A 14,193-nucleotide genomic window follows, 5' to 3' on the forward strand; every position below is an offset into this window, starting at 1 on the left:
CGATGAAAGAGTACCAGACTATCACGGAAATCAGCGGTCCGCTGGTGTTCGCCGAGGTCGACGAGCCGGTCGGTTACGACGAAATCGTCGAGATCGAGACCGAGGACGGGCGAACGCTCCGCGGCCAGGTGCTGGAATCGAGCGAAGGGATCGTCTCGATTCAGGTGTTCGAAGGCACGGGCGGAATCGACCGCAACGCCTCCGTTCGCTTCCTGGGCGAGACGATGAAGATGCCCGTCACCGAGGATCTGCTCGGGCGGGTGCTCGACGGCTCCGGGAACCCGATCGACGGCGGTCCGGAGATCGTCCCCGAAGAACGGCACAACATCGTCGGCGAGGCGATCAACCCCTACTCCCGGGAGTACCCCGAGGAGTTCATCCAGACCGGCGTCTCCGCCATCGACGGCATGAACACGCTGGTCCGGGGCCAGAAGCTGCCGATCTTCTCCGGCTCGGGGCTGCCCCACAACGAACTCGCGCTCCAGATCGCCCGGCAGGCGACCGTGCCGGAAGAAGAGGAAGGCGACGACGACGAGGGCTCGGAGTTCGCCGTCATCTTCGGTGCGATGGGGATCACCGCAGAAGAGGCAAACGAGTTCATGGACGACTTCGAGCGCACCGGCGCGCTCGAGCGCTCGGTCGTCTTCATGAACCTCGCGGACGACCCGGCAGTCGAGCGGCAGGTCACGCCGCGACTCGCGCTTACGACCGCGGAGTACCTGGCCTTCGAGAAGGACTACCACGTGTTGGTCATCCTGACGGACATGACCAACTACTGTGAGGCGCTGCGCGAGATCGGTGCCGCACGCGAGGAGGTCCCGGGCCGTCGTGGCTACCCCGGGTACATGTACACCGACCTGGCCCAACTCTACGAGCGGGCCGGTCGAATCGAGGGCAAGGAGGGGTCGGTCACGCAGATCCCGATCCTGACGATGCCCGGCGACGACGACACGCACCCGATTCCGGACCTGACCGGCTACATTACCGAGGGCCAGATCATGATGGATCGGGACCTCAACAGTCAGGGAATCGAGCCGCCGGTTAACGTCCTGCCCAGCCTCTCGCGGCTGATGGACGACGGGATCGGCGAAGGCCTGACCCGCGAAGACCACGGCGACGTCTCCGACCAGATGTACGCCGCCTACGCGGAGGGTGAGGACCTGCGCGACCTCGTGAACATCGTCGGTCGCGAGGCCCTCTCCGAGCGAGACAACAAGTTCCTCGACTTCGCCGACCGCTTCGAGGCGGAGTTCGTCCAACAGGGATACGACACCAACCGCTCGATCGAGGACACGCTCGAGCTCGGCTGGGATCTCCTCTCGGACCTGCCGAAGACGGAACTCAATCGGATCGACGAGGAACTCATCGCGGAGCACTACCGCGAAGAGGACGCCGAAGCCGTGCAGGCGGACTGATCGGCTCAGGTTTACTGGGATCGATCTTCCATCGGGGATCGTTGATACTGTTGTCGTACAACGGTGACAGACCACCCGTGTTCATTCTCGCTGATCGCGGAACTGGAAAGCGATGCCTGCGTCCGGCGAAAACCACAGACGAGTCGCTGATCGTCTAGACCAACGGCTTTCGGGCGTCCGAACCGCTCGAGGAAGACGACGCATTCGACCGTGAATACGTTGTTGACCCGTCTCGGCAGAAAGCTTATGTATTCTTGCAGGAATTAATTTTTTGATGGAACGACGTGATTTACTCACGACAGTTACAGGCTCGGCCCTCCTGCTTTCTGCTGGCTGTCTCTCGAACTCGTCACAAACTCGAGCTAGCGATGCTGACTCGTCACAATCTCGAGTTTGCGATGCTGTTGAGATTACCCGAGCGTCCGTCTCCGTGGACTTCGGGTGTGGTGCCGGTCCACTTCGGTCAGGGAGTGTCGAGGGACAAGCAGGGGACTGCAACGAAGAACTGATCCTCGAAATGGTCGACGAGGACGAGACCATCGAGGAAGTTCCCTTCGAGACCAATCACGGTCGGTGGTCGGTCGGTTTCGGCGAGGGGACAGGACAAGTCCGGACGATTCCCAGTCCCGGCGACAAACGTGTACGGATTCGTGGCCCAGAGAGGGAGATCCTTGCGTCGGCGCAACTCACCGTGTCTCACTATCTGGATGCACCAAGTGTCAAGGTTTGGCGGCCCGAGTTCGAGCCGAAGACAGTGTCGGTCGGCGAGGATGTCACGGTGAGATTCAGCATTGCAACGTTCGGTGCTGGGACGGCATTCACTGCCACACTCCTGGTCGACGGCGAAGCGGTAGAAACTCGCGACGGGAGAGTCGACAGTGAGACAGACTGTCAACATGCCAGCGGCCCGGAGTACGAGTTCAGTTACACCTTCGAGGAACCGGGTGAGCACGAACTGGCGGGCAGAATCGCCGTCGACGGTTCCTCAAAGGGAGGTGGGACTACGTCGATTGGCACGGTGACCGTGACCCAGTGAGCCAGGACACGATATGCTGCTCGTGTCGTGGATCGCGTACCAGGTCGTGTGGTTCGTCGGGACCGAAGGACTCGATATCCTTCCCAGAACTGGGAGACCGGGCATTCGTGCTGCTCGAACTCTCCGCAAAGGTCGGATCGGGTTCGTGGTACTCCAGACCCACCCGGTGCTCGACGCTGCGAACATCGTGCGAGCGGGCGACAGTTCGGTAAATCCCATCACCGCTTTTCCGCTCGGTACTTACACGGCGGAACCACCACTGCGACCATCTGGACCGTCAAGGACGAGTTCGGCTGGTACCTCAAACACGTCTACGGGGCGACCGAGACCGGGCCACTGATCACGACCTGCCGACGATCGCGACCGATAAGGTCCAGAAGTACAAACTTCGCCAGGGCGAGTGGGATGATAAAGAGCGGATGGTCGGACAGGGATGACGCTCGCGGCCGGCGGGGGGTAGGGACCGAACCCAACTGCTTCGTGTCGCTACGGCCACCTATATAGGTCAGCATTCCAAACATAGCAACGGATTAGTACGTTTTGGCGGATGCTCGGGTATGTCCGAGTCGACAGGGACGACACGACGCGCAGTGCTTTCGAGTGGGGCCGCCGCCGGGACCGCCACGATGGCGGGCTGTCTGAGCGATTTCACCGGCGGGAGCGGTGGGCAGACGTTCACCGTCGGTCACGGCGACTACGAAACCGAGGTCGACTCCTCAGCGTTCCCCGACGAACTACAGATCTACTGCGTTCAGACCGGCTGGTCGAACTGGGGAGCCGTCATGGAAGCGTTCGAGGACGAATACGACCTCCCGCTGTACGACGCGCAGGGCTCCTCCGGCGAAGCCCTCGAGGACATGCGCGCGAACGCCCGAAACCCGACCCATTCGGCGTACAACGGCGGCTACTCGTTCGGCCTCGAGGCGATGAACGACGGGCTGACGAGCGACTACAAGCCGGCCAACTGGGACGTCGTTCCCGACGATCTGAAGACCGACAACGGCCACGTGACCGCGACCCGACAGATGACGACTGCGGTGACCTACCGGGCCGATGTCTACGAGGAGCGGGGACTGGACGCCCCCGAAACGTGGGAGGACCTGAAACACCCCGACATCGCACAGGACCTCGCGTTCACCCCGCCCCACACCGCCAACGGACAGGCCTCCGCGCTATCGGTTAACCGGGCCTACGGCGGCGACCTAGACGACCTCGATCCGGTCATCGAGTACCACGAGGTGATCGCCGAGCATGGCGCGGACTTCCGGCGCAACGTCGAGGGGCCGATGACCGCCGGCGAGATTTCGACCGTCGTCGAGTACGACTACACCGGCCTCAATCTCAAGTACAACAACGACGAGTTCGACGAGGACCAGATCGAGGTCGCGATCCTCGAGGGGCCCGAGGGCGAACCGGGCGCGATGAACGTCCCCTACGGCTACGCCCTCCTGCGGAACGCGCCCAACCCCGAGGCGGCGAAGCTGTTCATGGACTACGTTCTGACCGAGGAGTGCCAGTCGTTGTTCTTCGACGCCTACGTCCGTCCGATTCGGGCGAGCGAACTCGACCAGCCCGACGCGTTCCCGGACCAATCGTCCTACGAAGCTGCCGGATTCACTGTCGACCAGCAGACCCTCGTCGAGAACCAGACTGACATTCAGGAGGAACTCGTCGACCGAACGCCGCTGCAGGGAGCCCAGTGATCGCGGATGTCGGTCCGGAAATCAGCGACGGCGTCGGTCCGTCACCTCGCGGCGCTCGCGTCGACGACCGCCCGTCCGACGACCGAACGCGAGCGCGAACGCCGACGGATCGCGGTCCTCTGTCTCCCCTTCTTCGCGCTCGCGATCGTGGCTGGATTCGTCCCGCTGGCGATGCTCGTCCGGATCAGCCTCGCGGAGGATACGATCTGGATGGCAGGCTGGTCGCTCGAGGCCTGGGAGACGCTCGCGACGACCCCGACGTACCGGCGGGTCGCCTGGAACACGCTGTGGTTCGTCGGGCTGGCGACGGCAGTCAGCGTCGCGCTCGGCGTCGCCGTCGCACACGTCCTCGAGAAGTACGACCTGCCGGCGAAGCGAGTCGTCGTCGCGGCGGTGTCGTTCCCGATCGCACTGCCGGGGATCATTGTCGCGTACCTGATCGTCGTCTTGCTGGGGCGGCAGGGGCTGGTGACGAACGCGGTCGCCGTCGCGACGGGTGGGGCACCGCTCGACCTCGCGAGCGCGACCGCGATCACCGGTCTCTTTCTCGGGTACGTCTACTCGTTGCTCCCGCGGGCGACCATGGTGTTGCGCGGGACCTACGCGGAGATCAACACGCAGGCCGAAGAGGCAGCGCACACGCTCGGTGCGAGCCGGTGGCAGACGTTCTATCACGTTACGCTTCCCGAGATCCGTCCGGGAATCGTCGCCGCCGTGATTCTCACGTTCCGCTCCGGGCTCGCGATCTTCGGGACCGTGTTGATCCTGCAAAGTCATCGAGTAGTCACGCTCCAGATACACGAGGAGACGAGCGTCGGCTCGTACAGCCCGGACGTCGCGGCCGCGATCGGGCTGGTCTACGTGGCCTTCATCGTCGCGTTCACGTTCGTCGGGCTGCGGTTCGTCGACAATGACGCGGTGGAGATCTGAGATGACCGGACCCACGGAATCGGACGAGACCGACAGCGGCCCGGCGTCGGCTGCCGAATCGGAACGGGCCGATCCGCGCCCGGACGGCGGCACTACCGAATCGGCTACCGCCGAGAAGTGGTCGCGATCCGGGACGGCGCTGTCGACGGCGGTCGGTCGCCCGCTTCTGGTCGGCGTCGTCACGGTCGTCGTCGCGTTCCTGACCGTCCCGGTCATCGTCACGTTCGTTTCGTCGTTCGCGGGGTCGGCGGCCGGCGTCGTCCCCCGAGGGTTTGTTACGTTCGAACACTGGCAACAGGTACTCGGCTTCGGCACTCACGGCGTGCAAGCGAACGCGATCCCCGGGCTGGCCTTCAGTCTCGCGATCGCGACCGGCGGCATGCTCCTGAACGTGGTCATCGGCGTTCCGGTCGCGTACGCGCTCGCGCGATACGACTTCTACGCCCGGGACTGGGTCAACACGCTCGCGATCCTGCCGCTCGTACCGGGGCTGATCCTCGGGATCGCCTTCGTCCAGACCTATCCGAACCACGGTCGGTCGGCGCTGGGATTGCTCGCCGGCTACTGTCTGCTCAAATCGCCCTACATGGTGTTAACCGTCCAGAGTTCCTTCCAGTCGATGGAGCTGGTCCGCCTCGAGGAGAGTGCCCGATCGCTGGGTGCCTCGTGGCCCCGAACCGTCCTGACGATCATCATCCCCCACGCCAAACGCGGGATCGTCGCCGGCTGTATCATCACCTGGACGCTCGCGGCCGCGGAGTTCAACTTCACGTACATGGTCGCAAGCGGGAGTCCGGATCCGTTCGCCATCTTCCTCTACCGGAACATCTCGAACGCGACGCATCTGCAGTCGGCGGCGGCCGTGTCGGTCTACTTCACGATCGTCGTAGCCGCGATACTCGTCCTCCAACTGCTCGGCAACAGGGGGTTCTCGACCGCACAACGATGACATGGAGACACACTGTCGATCGGCAACCGAATCGAATCGCACACCGACCTCGGCTCGCGACGGCAACCGGCGGTGACCGACGATGAGCGATGTCACCCTCGAGTCGCTCACCAAGACATACGGCGACGAGACGGCCGTCGACGGGATCGATCTGACGATCCGGGACGGCGAAATCCTCGGAGTCGTCGGTCCCTCGGGCTGTGGGAAGACGACGACGCTGCGGACCATCGCGGGATTCGAGACGCCCACGCAGGGCCGGGTGCTGTTCGACGAGGTCGATGTTACTCACGTCCCACCCGAAGAGCGCAATGTCGGGCTGGTCTTCCAGTCCTACGCCCTGTTCGACACCATGACTGTCCGCGAGAACGTCGCGTTCGGACTGAAGATGCAGGGCGTCCCAAAAGCCGAGCGCCGCGAGCGGGCCGACGACCTGCTCGCCATGCTCGACATCGCCGAGCTGGCCGACCGGCGGCCGACGACGCTGTCGGGCGGCCAGCAACAGCGGGTCGGCCTCGCGCGGGCGCTCGCGATCGAACCGCACGTCCTCCTGCTCGACGAGCCGATGACGGGGTTAGACGCCGAACTCAAGCGCCGACTGCGCGACGAGATCGGCGACCTGCTGGCCGATCTCGAGGTGACCACGCTCTATGTCACTCACGATCAGGAGGAGGCGATGGCGATGTGTGATCGGATCGCGGTGCTGTCCGACGGCACGCTCGAGCAGGTGGGTCCGCCCGCGGAGATCTATCGCCGCCCCGCTACCCCCTTCGTCGCGAACTTCATCGGGAGTTCGACCCTCCTCGAGGGCGTCGCCGAGAACGGCCACGTCGATCTGGGCTTTACCGAACTGCCCGTGGACGCCGAGACGGACGGGGCAGTGCGGGTCGCAGCCCGGCCCGCCGCCTTCGAACTCGACGAGGGACAGATCGCGGCCGACGTGACGGACGTGACCTACCTCGGGGACCGGACCCAACTCGCGGCGACGCTGCCCGACGACACGACGGTGACGCTGCATGCCGACGGGATCGACGGCTACCGGGTCGGCGACTCGATCCCGCTCTCGATCGACGAACAGCGGGTCCACGTCCTCGAAGCGGGGTGACAACCGAGCGACGGCACCGGCCGCAGCGAGACTGGATGCTACGTGCGTCGATCGCCCCACTCGTCGCGGTCGTCCCGGTCGACCCCTGCTGGCCGGCCGTCCCGCGCGTCGGGCTCGCGGTGAGCGCCCCATTCCGCGGCCGTGTCATCGTCGGCGTCCGAACGGGTTGCTCCGACCGATCCGTCGGCCGTACGAGTCGGCTCGCGGCCGCCACGCTCTTTTGCGATCCGTTCCGCCTCCGCACGATCGACCACGGTCGGGGCCGACGTTTCCCGACTGATCGCCAGCCAGAGGACGAACGGAACCACCAGGAGCGCGAGGACGATGAGTCCGAAAACGACGGACATGGTGTGGTGACGACTCGAGATGCCAGTCACAAAGATTTTATGAACTGACAGGTGATGGGGAACTATGAGAGACGACGAGCACGGCTGTCCGAAGTGCGGTCACACGGAGACGGAGATCGACGAAATCTCGACGACGGGGAGCGGTCTCTCCAAGATGTTCGACATCCAGAACAGGCGGTTCCACGTCGTGAGCTGTACGAACTGTGGCTACTCGGAACTCTACAAGGGGCAGTCGTCGGGCGACATGGTCGACCTGTTCCTCGGGTAAGTACCCTCCTCGAGAGCGACCCGCTGCCGTCGATTTCCCGCGTCTCGAGCGCGAGCGGTGCGCGGAAACTGTAAACAGTTATCCGACTGGGCCCGCTATCCCCCCACAAGATGGCCAACGACGTCAAGCCCACCCGCAAGAACTTGATGGCGATCGAGGATCGCATCGAGCTCTCCGAGCGGGGTCACGGCACGCTCGAGAAGAAACGCGACGGGCTGATCATGGAATTCATGGACATTCTGGACAAGGCCCAGGACGTCCGCGGCGACCTCGCGCAGGACTACGAGGACGCCCAGAAGAAGATCAACATGGCCCGTGCGATGGAGGGTGACGTCGCCGTCCGCGGTGCTGCCTCGGCGCTGCAGGAACACCCCGAGATCACCACCGAGTCCAAGAACATCATGGGCGTCGTCGTCCCGCAGATCGAATCCTCGCGGGTCTCCAAGAGCCTCGACCAGCGCGGCTACGGGATCATGGGCACCTCCGCCCGCATCGACGAGGCCGCCGAGGCCTACGAGGACCTCCTCGAGAGCATCATCCTCGCCGCCGAGGTCGAGACGGCGATGAAGAAGATGCTCCGGGAGATCGAGACCACGAAGCGCCGCGTCAACGCCCTCGAGTTCAAGCTCCTGCCCGAACTCTACGAGAACCAGGAATACATCGAGCAGAAACTCGAAGAACAGGAACGCGAGGAGACGTTCCGCCTGAAGAAGATCAAGGAAAAGAAGGAAGCCGAGGAGAAGGCGGAGCGAGAGGCCGAGCGGGCAGCCGCCGAAGAGGCAGCGCTCGAGGACGCACAGTCGGAGACCGCCGCGCAGTCGCCCGCGGCCAACCAGTAAAACGGACCGTCCCACCGCCGAACGACCGACCAGTCACCTGCACATCCGATCCCGATGACTTGTTCCGAGTGCGGTGCCCCCACGATCCAGTTGTCCGTGCCGGCAGCGTACCGCACGGACGCACCGTCGGCGGCCGCCGTCGTCTCGTTTTGTACCCGCTGTCTGTCACTCGAGCCGGCTCCGCAAGCGGACCGCGACGGAACCGGAACGGATGATGGAGAACCCGCTCCCGCCGATTTCCAACGCGTCAGCGACGCGTTCCCGACACGGCCCGAGCGTGCAGTGCCACTCGCGCTGGCACTCGGTCTCTGCTCGTCGCTGGCGACGAACCGAACCGATATCGAACTGCTGCTCAGGGAAGTCGAAGGAGCCGGCGGGGACCCGCTGTTGGTACTCGAGCGTCTCAGCGACGATCCGTCGGTCGAGCCGGCGTTCGATCTCGAGCGGCGACGCCACCAACTCGAGCAGTTGCTCTACTGAAGCGAGCCGACGCGTCGAAAAGCGGGTCGGCGAGTTCGATGACCCGAAGCGGTTGCCTACTTCCCGGTCGGCCGCACGTTGTTACTGATCGCCTGTTTCACCTGCAGGGCCGCACTCGCCGCGAGCCCGCGGGCGACTTCGTCGCGTTCGGCGGCGGTAATGACTTCCTCGGCGGCCACCGCTTCCTCGAGATCGGGCGTGAAGCCGGCGGAGACGGCGTGACCGACCGGCGGGCGGACGGCAACGGTGACCTCCGGACCGGTCATGCCACTCGAGACGTCGGCGTCAACGACGTACTCGTTGGGAAGGAACTCGCGCGTGCGGGCCGCGATCCGCGAGACGTCGCGGTGAAGCAACCGCTTTTGCGCGCTCGAGAGGTCAGGAATGTCCGCCGCTGCACGCTGCCCAGCACCAGTCTCGCCCGGTAGCCCTGCGTACGGCGTGTTTCCGTTCATGAGAAGTGTGTACCCGTATCAATGAGTCGCCGGTTCAAAAGGGTTCGCTTTGGGTCAATCCACGAGGATCGGTTCGCTCTCGCCGTAGACTGCGAGGACGACCGCCGTCGTGTAATCACCCGACTCGGCCTGCCGGCTCTCGACGGCCACTCGCGGAGCGGCGAACGTCCAGTCGCGAAGCTCCTGTCCCGCGGTCAGCCCCTCTCGGACCCGGCGTTCGACGGTCTCGCGGTCCATCTCGCCCGCTGTCTCGTAGAACAGTCCCGGGCCGTCATCGGCGGACTGGGCCCACGCGAGCGCCGCGCTCACGCGGCCGGGGCCGGCAGCGGTGGCTCGAGCCTCAACGACGGTCAGGCGCTCGCCGGCGGGACCGAGATCGGGTGCGGTGCCGACGGCCTCGACGTCGACACCGGCCGGGATGACGGAGGAAACGGAGACGAGGTTGTAGTTCTCGACGCCGGCCTCGGCGAGGGCCGCGTCGTAGGAGGCCATCGTCGTGGGAGCCGACGCGGCCCCCCAGACGACTCGAATCGTGCTCATACTCAATCTCGGGGGCCGGCGGCGTAAGGGCTTGCGATTCCGAACTGAACGCACGGTAGTACGAGGAGACCGTTACCAATCGGAGTCGTCGAAATCGGGCCGCCGATTACTGATAGAAGTAGCCTGCAGAGGAGACGACATCGCTCGAGTCGTCCTCCTCGATCTTCTCTAAGGCGTCGGCGAAGTCCTGGTGGGCGACTTCGTTGCGCTCGTTGCGGATGGCGAACATGCCGGCTTCGGTTGCGAGGCTCTCGATTTCGGCACCGGAGTAGCCTTCGGTGTCGTCGGCGAGTGCGCCGAAGTCGACGCCGTTGGCGATGTTCATGCCGCGGGTATGGATCGAGAGGATCTGTTCGCGGCCGTCGCGGTCGGGTTCGGGGACTTCGATCAGGCGGTCGAACCGGCCGGGACGCAGAATGGCGCGATCGAGCATGTCGAAGCGGTTGGTGGCGGCGATGATGCGAATCTCGCCGCGGGCCTCGAAGCCGTCCATTTCGGAGAGCAGTTGCATCATCGTCCGCTGGACCTCGGCGTCGCCGGAGGTCTTGGACTCGGTGCGCCGCGTCGCGATGGCGTCGATCTCGTCGATGAAGATGATGGCGGGCTGGCGCTCGCGGGCCATCTCGAAGAGGTCGCGGACGAGCCGCGAGCCCTCGCCGATGAACTTGCGGACCAGCTCCGAGCCGGCCATCTTGATGAAGGTGGCGTCGGTCTCGTTGGCGACGGCCTTGGCGAGCATCGTCTTCCCCGTTCCCGGCGGTCCGTAGAGCAAGACGCCGCTTGGCGGATCGATACCGACCTCGTTGAAGATTTCGGGCTCAGTCAAGGGCTGTTCGACGGCTTCCCGGACCTCGCGAACCTGCTCGTCGATCCCGCCGATGTCGGCGTAGGTGACTGCCGGCTTCTCCGTGATTTCCATCGACTGGGCGCGCGCGTCGGTCTCGGTGTCCAGCACCGTCTGGATCGCGAAGGAGTCGTTGACCGCGACGCGGTCGCCGGGTTCGATGCGATCGACGATCCGGGAGGACACGTCGGTCAGCACCTCCTGATTGTTGCCGTGCTGTTTGACGATGACCTGCTCGTCCGGGAGGACATCCTCGACGGTGGCGATGTACAGCGACGAGCTCTTGAGCGTCTCGTTTTCCCGTTCGACGCGGTCGACCTTCTCCCGGAGGCGTTCGCGACGGTCCTCAGCGTCGTCGAGTTGCTCGGAGAGCTGGTCGTTGACATCGACCAGATCCTCGTAGTGCCCGCGGAGCGCCTCGAGCCGTTCGTCGTCGGGGAGATCTGAGTCGATATCGCGATGAGGTCGGTCGGGGATAGACGGGCTTCGAGACATCCTGATGTACGCCGATAGGATTTCGATGGTAAATGTGCCTTTGGGTCGCGGATGGTCTTCGACCCCACATCGAACCGCGACTGCCGGGAGAGGCGACCGTTGACGCCGCGTCATACGGCACAACGGCGTCGCCCGACGGCTCGAGCGGCACGTATTATGACATGAGCGCTTCCATCTCTTCGAGGCGCTGGCCGTAGGTCTCGAGCGCGCGGTCGATCGGGTCCGAGGAACTCATATCGACGCCGGCGATCCGCAGGAGTTCGAGCGGGTACTCCCGGGAGCCGTGGCGGAGGAACTCGAGGTAGTCCTCGGCGGCGGACTGGCCGTTCTCGAGAATGTCGTCGACGATAGCGAGGGCGGCCGAGATGCCGGTCGCGTACTGGTAGACGTAGAACGCCCGGTAGAAGTGGGGGATACGCATCCATTCACGGGCGATCCGGTCGTCGATCGCGGCGGGGTCGTAGTAGTCGGCCTTGAGTCCGCGGTAGAGGTCGTCCAATCGGTCGGCGGTGAGGGGCTCGCCGTCTTCTTCGAGGCGGTGTGTCTCGTGTTCAAACTCCGCGAAGAGGGTCTGCCGGTACAGCGTCGAGCGCACGCGCTCTAAGAACTCGTTTAATACGTGCTTGCGGAACTCGGGATCGTCGACGGTCTCGAGCAGGTGGTTGGTCAGCAGGGCCTCGTTGACCGTGCTGGCGACCTCGGCGACGAAGATTTCATAACTCGAGTAGATGAACGGCTGTTCCTCCTTCGTGAGTTCGGAGTGCATCGAGTGGCCGAGCTCGTGGGCTAGTGTGTACATCGAGGAGATGTCCTGCTGGTAGTTCAGGAGGATGAAAGGCTGGGTGTCGTAGGTGCCGCCGGAGTACGCCCCGGATTGTTTCCCTTCGTTCTCATAGACATCGATCCACCGGGAGTCCAGTCCCTCGGCGACCCGGGTCTGGTATGTCTCACCCAGCGGCGCGAGCGCGTCGACGACGTACTCGGTCGCCTGGTCGTACTCGAGATCGGGACCTTCGTCGCCGGTCAGTGGCATGTAGAGGTCCCACATCCGGAGTTCGTCGACGCCCAGCGCCCGTTCCTTGAGTTCGGCATGGCGGTGGAGTTTGTCGATGTTGTCGTGGACGGTGTCGACGAGGGTGTCATAGACCTCGACGGGAACGTTCGGGCCGTCGAGCGCGGCCTCGCGTGCGGTATCGTAGTTGCGCGCTCGAGCGGTTTTGACGTCGGCTTTGACGCTGTTCTTGTAGCTGGCCGCGACCGTGTTCCGAACCGACTCCCACTCGTCGAAGTACTCCTCGTAGACCCGCTTTCGGAACTCGCGGTCGGGGCGTTTGAGGAGGTTCGTGAAGTTACTCTGGGTGATTTCGATCGCGTCCGTTTCGTCGTCCGCGGGCGCATCGACCGTCGGGAACGTCATGTCCGCGTTCGAGAGCATGTTGTACACGTCCCCGGTCGCACCCGTGACCTCGCTCAGGTCGGCGAGCAACTCCTCGACCTCGGCCGATCGCGTGTGCGGTTTCATCCGGAGCACGTCGTCGACGTAGTGGTCGTAGGTCTCGAGGGCGGGTTCGTCCGCGATCATCGCGTCGAACTGCTCGCGGGTCAGCGTCTGGAGTTCGGGATCGATGAACGAGGCCGCGGACTGGGCGTCAGCCGCGAGCGACTGCGATCGTGCCGTCAGCGCCTGATACTGCTGGTTCGTCGTGTCCTCGTCGCGGCGCATGCGGGCGTAGGCCGCGACCGTCGAGACCTCGCGCATGATCTCGTCGCGGAGTTCGAGTACCTCGAGGAGGGTCTGGGCGTCCTCGGTGACCCGTCCCTCGTAGGCTTCGAGGTCGTCGACGCGGTCAGCGATCGTCTCGTAGGCGTTCTCCCAGTCGTCGTCGGTCGCGTAGATGCTCTCGAGGTCCCAGGTATAGTCCTCGTCGACCTCCGAGCGTTCGGGAACGGAACTCATGGAGACGGCTTCGAAGCGGCGGCGCTAAAGCGTGTCGGACCGTGTCAGGAACGGACGAAGTCAACGCGGGGCTCCGTGGACCGTGGGCATCGTCCCGGGGTGATCGGGAACCGGAAGAACGAACCGCTTTTCACTCCGATTTCCCGAATCGTCAGCATGGACCGACTCCTCGAGTCGTTAGACGATGCACCGATCATCGACAAGGACGGATACGAGTACCTCGTCCACCCGATCAGCAACGGCGTTCCGCGCCTCGATCCCGCCCTGCTGCGGGAGGTCGTCACCGAAGTCATGCAGACCGCGGACTTAGACGTCGACAAGATCGTCGCCCCCGAGGCGATGGGCATTCACCTCGCGACCGCGCTCTCGCTCCAGACGGACATCCCGCTCGTCGTCATCCGGAAACGACCCTATGGGCTCGAGGGTGAGGTGTCGCTCCACCAGGAGACGGGGTACTCCGAGTCGGAGATGTACATCAACGACATCGAAGCGGGGGATCGCGTCGTGATCGTCGACGACATGCTCTCGACCGGCGGCACGCTGGCGGCGATCTGCGACGCGATCGACGGCATCGGGGCCGAGATCGTCGATATCGTCGTGGTGATGCGGAAAGTCGGCGGCTCGGCGCTCGACGACACGGAGTACGACGCGACGAGTCTCATCGATATCACGGTCGAGGACGGCGAGGTGACGGTCCACTCCGTGCACCAATAGGTACCGGTCGAGAACCGACGGCCGACGACGCTTCGCCTCGCATCAGTACAGCGGCACAACGGTGGAATACACAGCCCCATGTATATCCGGAATCGGAAATATACACATACATGCCTATT

General features: G+C 64.3%; 15 protein-coding genes and 1 pseudogene. 11 read left to right on the forward strand and 5 right to left on the reverse strand.

Going from position 1 to position 14,193, the window contains the following annotated elements:
• The first annotated feature begins 2 nt into the window (after window positions 1–2).
• From C486_RS09125 to C486_RS09155, 7 genes and pseudogenes are all read left to right on the forward strand, one after another.
• A complete protein-coding gene (locus tag C486_RS09125; protein ID WP_008455397.1) occupies window positions 3–1,415 on the forward strand; it encodes an ATP synthase subunit B in 1,413 nt (470 codons plus the stop codon).
• A pseudogene (locus tag C486_RS20165) lies at window positions 1,385–1,639 on the forward strand (hypothetical protein); the annotation flags it as partial. The gene C486_RS09125 and the pseudogene C486_RS20165, both read left to right, overlap by 31 nt.
• Window positions 1,640–1,932: 293 nt before the next feature.
• The gene (locus tag C486_RS09130; RefSeq protein WP_008455399.1) at window positions 1,933–2,451 is read left to right on the forward strand and encodes a hypothetical protein; all 519 of its coding nucleotides are present in this window, start codon (window positions 1,933–1,935) and stop codon (window positions 2,449–2,451) included.
• 557 nt (window positions 2,452–3,008) lie between these two features.
• Window positions 3,009–4,154 carry an extracellular solute-binding protein gene (locus C486_RS09140; RefSeq protein WP_008455402.1) on the forward strand — a complete coding sequence of 382 codons (1,146 nt, stop codon included), beginning with the start codon at window positions 3,009–3,011 and terminating at the stop codon, window positions 4,152–4,154.
• Between the two features lie 6 nt (window positions 4,155–4,160).
• The gene (locus C486_RS09145) at window positions 4,161–5,084 is read left to right on the forward strand and encodes an ABC transporter permease (RefSeq protein WP_008455404.1); all 924 of its coding nucleotides are present in this window, start codon (window positions 4,161–4,163) and stop codon (window positions 5,082–5,084) included.
• A gap of 1 nt (window position 5,085) precedes the next feature.
• Complete coding sequence (locus C486_RS09150; RefSeq protein ID WP_049910336.1) at window positions 5,086–6,033, forward strand: ABC transporter permease; 948 nt, start codon at window positions 5,086–5,088, stop codon at window positions 6,031–6,033.
• Between the two features lie 82 nt (window positions 6,034–6,115).
• Window positions 6,116–7,135: an ABC transporter ATP-binding protein gene (locus C486_RS09155; RefSeq protein ID WP_008455409.1), complete on the forward strand. Its 1,020-nt coding sequence runs from the start codon at window positions 6,116–6,118 to the stop codon at window positions 7,133–7,135.
• 38 nt (window positions 7,136–7,173) lie between these two features.
• Here C486_RS09155 and C486_RS09160 read toward each other — a convergent pair whose 3' ends face one another.
• Window positions 7,174–7,482, reverse strand: a complete 309-nt coding sequence (locus C486_RS09160) for a hypothetical protein (protein WP_008455411.1) — start codon at window positions 7,480–7,482, stop codon at window positions 7,174–7,176.
• A 64-nt stretch (window positions 7,483–7,546) separates the two neighbouring features.
• Between C486_RS09160 and C486_RS09165 the strand changes: the two genes are divergently transcribed.
• The 3 genes from C486_RS09165 (at window position 7,547) to C486_RS09175 (ending at window position 9,069) form a co-directional block, all read left to right on the forward strand.
• A complete protein-coding gene (locus tag C486_RS09165; RefSeq protein WP_006183858.1) occupies window positions 7,547–7,750 on the forward strand; it encodes a zinc ribbon domain-containing protein in 204 nt (67 codons plus the stop codon).
• 110 nt (window positions 7,751–7,860) lie between these two features.
• The gene (locus tag C486_RS09170) at window positions 7,861–8,589 is read left to right on the forward strand and encodes a V-type ATP synthase subunit D (protein ID WP_008455416.1); all 729 of its coding nucleotides are present in this window, start codon (window positions 7,861–7,863) and stop codon (window positions 8,587–8,589) included.
• Window positions 8,590–8,643: 54 nt separating this feature from the next.
• A complete protein-coding gene (locus C486_RS09175) occupies window positions 8,644–9,069 on the forward strand; it encodes a DUF6276 family protein (protein ID WP_008455417.1) in 426 nt (141 codons plus the stop codon).
• Between the two features lie 56 nt (window positions 9,070–9,125).
• Here the strand turns inward: C486_RS09175 and C486_RS09180 are convergent, their stop codons facing one another.
• From C486_RS09180 to pepF, 4 genes are all read right to left on the reverse strand, one after another.
• Entirely contained in the window at window positions 9,126–9,524 is a 399-nt protein-coding gene (locus tag C486_RS09180; RefSeq protein WP_049910338.1) for a DUF5811 family protein, read from the reverse strand.
• Window positions 9,525–9,578: 54 nt separating this feature from the next.
• A complete protein-coding gene (locus tag C486_RS09185; RefSeq protein WP_008455419.1) occupies window positions 9,579–10,064 on the reverse strand; it encodes a pyruvoyl-dependent arginine decarboxylase in 486 nt (161 codons plus the stop codon).
• A gap of 106 nt (window positions 10,065–10,170) precedes the next feature.
• Entirely contained in the window at window positions 10,171–11,403 is a 1,233-nt protein-coding gene (gene pan2, locus C486_RS09190) for a proteasome-activating nucleotidase Pan2 (RefSeq protein WP_008455420.1), read from the reverse strand.
• A 154-nt stretch (window positions 11,404–11,557) separates the two neighbouring features.
• Entirely contained in the window at window positions 11,558–13,360 is a 1,803-nt protein-coding gene (gene pepF / locus C486_RS09195; protein WP_008455421.1) for an oligoendopeptidase F, read from the reverse strand.
• Between the two features lie 156 nt (window positions 13,361–13,516).
• Here pepF and hpt point away from each other — a divergent pair, with 156 nt between their 5' ends.
• Window positions 13,517–14,074 carry a hypoxanthine/guanine phosphoribosyltransferase gene (gene hpt, locus C486_RS09200; RefSeq protein WP_008455422.1) on the forward strand — a complete coding sequence of 186 codons (558 nt, stop codon included), beginning with the start codon at window positions 13,517–13,519 and terminating at the stop codon, window positions 14,072–14,074.
• Window positions 14,075–14,193: the final 119 nt, after the last annotated feature.

Source organism: Natrinema gari JCM 14663 (assembly GCF_000337175.1).
Taxonomy (GTDB): Archaea; Halobacteriota; Halobacteria; order Halobacteriales; family Natrialbaceae; genus Natrinema; species Natrinema gari.

What these genes read in the sequence shown, in the direction of transcription:
- C486_RS09125 (WP_008455397.1), top strand. Translation starts at nt 3, where the DNA reads ATGAAAGAGTACCAGACTATCACGGAAATCAGCGGTCCGCTGGTGTTC.
- C486_RS09130 (WP_008455399.1), top strand. Translation starts at nt 1,933, where the DNA reads ATGGTCGACGAGGACGAGACCATCGAGGAAGTTCCCTTCGAGACCAAT.
- C486_RS09140 (WP_008455402.1), top strand. Translation starts at nt 3,009, where the DNA reads ATGTCCGAGTCGACAGGGACGACACGACGCGCAGTGCTTTCGAGTGGG.
- C486_RS09145 (WP_008455404.1), top strand. Translation starts at nt 4,161, where the DNA reads ATGTCGGTCCGGAAATCAGCGACGGCGTCGGTCCGTCACCTCGCGGCG.
- C486_RS09150 (WP_049910336.1), top strand. Translation starts at nt 5,086, where the DNA reads ATGACCGGACCCACGGAATCGGACGAGACCGACAGCGGCCCGGCGTCG.
- C486_RS09155 (WP_008455409.1), top strand. Translation starts at nt 6,116, where the DNA reads ATGAGCGATGTCACCCTCGAGTCGCTCACCAAGACATACGGCGACGAG.
- C486_RS09160 (WP_008455411.1), bottom strand. Translation starts at nt 7,482, where the DNA reads ATGTCCGTCGTTTTCGGACTCATCGTCCTCGCGCTCCTGGTGGTTCCG.
- C486_RS09165 (WP_006183858.1), top strand. Translation starts at nt 7,547, where the DNA reads ATGAGAGACGACGAGCACGGCTGTCCGAAGTGCGGTCACACGGAGACG.
- C486_RS09170 (WP_008455416.1), top strand. Translation starts at nt 7,861, where the DNA reads ATGGCCAACGACGTCAAGCCCACCCGCAAGAACTTGATGGCGATCGAG.
- C486_RS09175 (WP_008455417.1), top strand. Translation starts at nt 8,644, where the DNA reads ATGACTTGTTCCGAGTGCGGTGCCCCCACGATCCAGTTGTCCGTGCCG.
- C486_RS09180 (WP_049910338.1), bottom strand. Translation starts at nt 9,524, where the DNA reads ATGAACGGAAACACGCCGTACGCAGGGCTACCGGGCGAGACTGGTGCT.
- C486_RS09185 (WP_008455419.1), bottom strand. Translation starts at nt 10,064, where the DNA reads ATGAGCACGATTCGAGTCGTCTGGGGGGCCGCGTCGGCTCCCACGACG.
- pan2 (WP_008455420.1), bottom strand. Translation starts at nt 11,403, where the DNA reads ATGTCTCGAAGCCCGTCTATCCCCGACCGACCTCATCGCGATATCGAC.
- pepF (WP_008455421.1), bottom strand. Translation starts at nt 13,360, where the DNA reads ATGAGTTCCGTTCCCGAACGCTCGGAGGTCGACGAGGACTATACCTGG.
- hpt (WP_008455422.1), top strand. Translation starts at nt 13,517, where the DNA reads ATGGACCGACTCCTCGAGTCGTTAGACGATGCACCGATCATCGACAAG.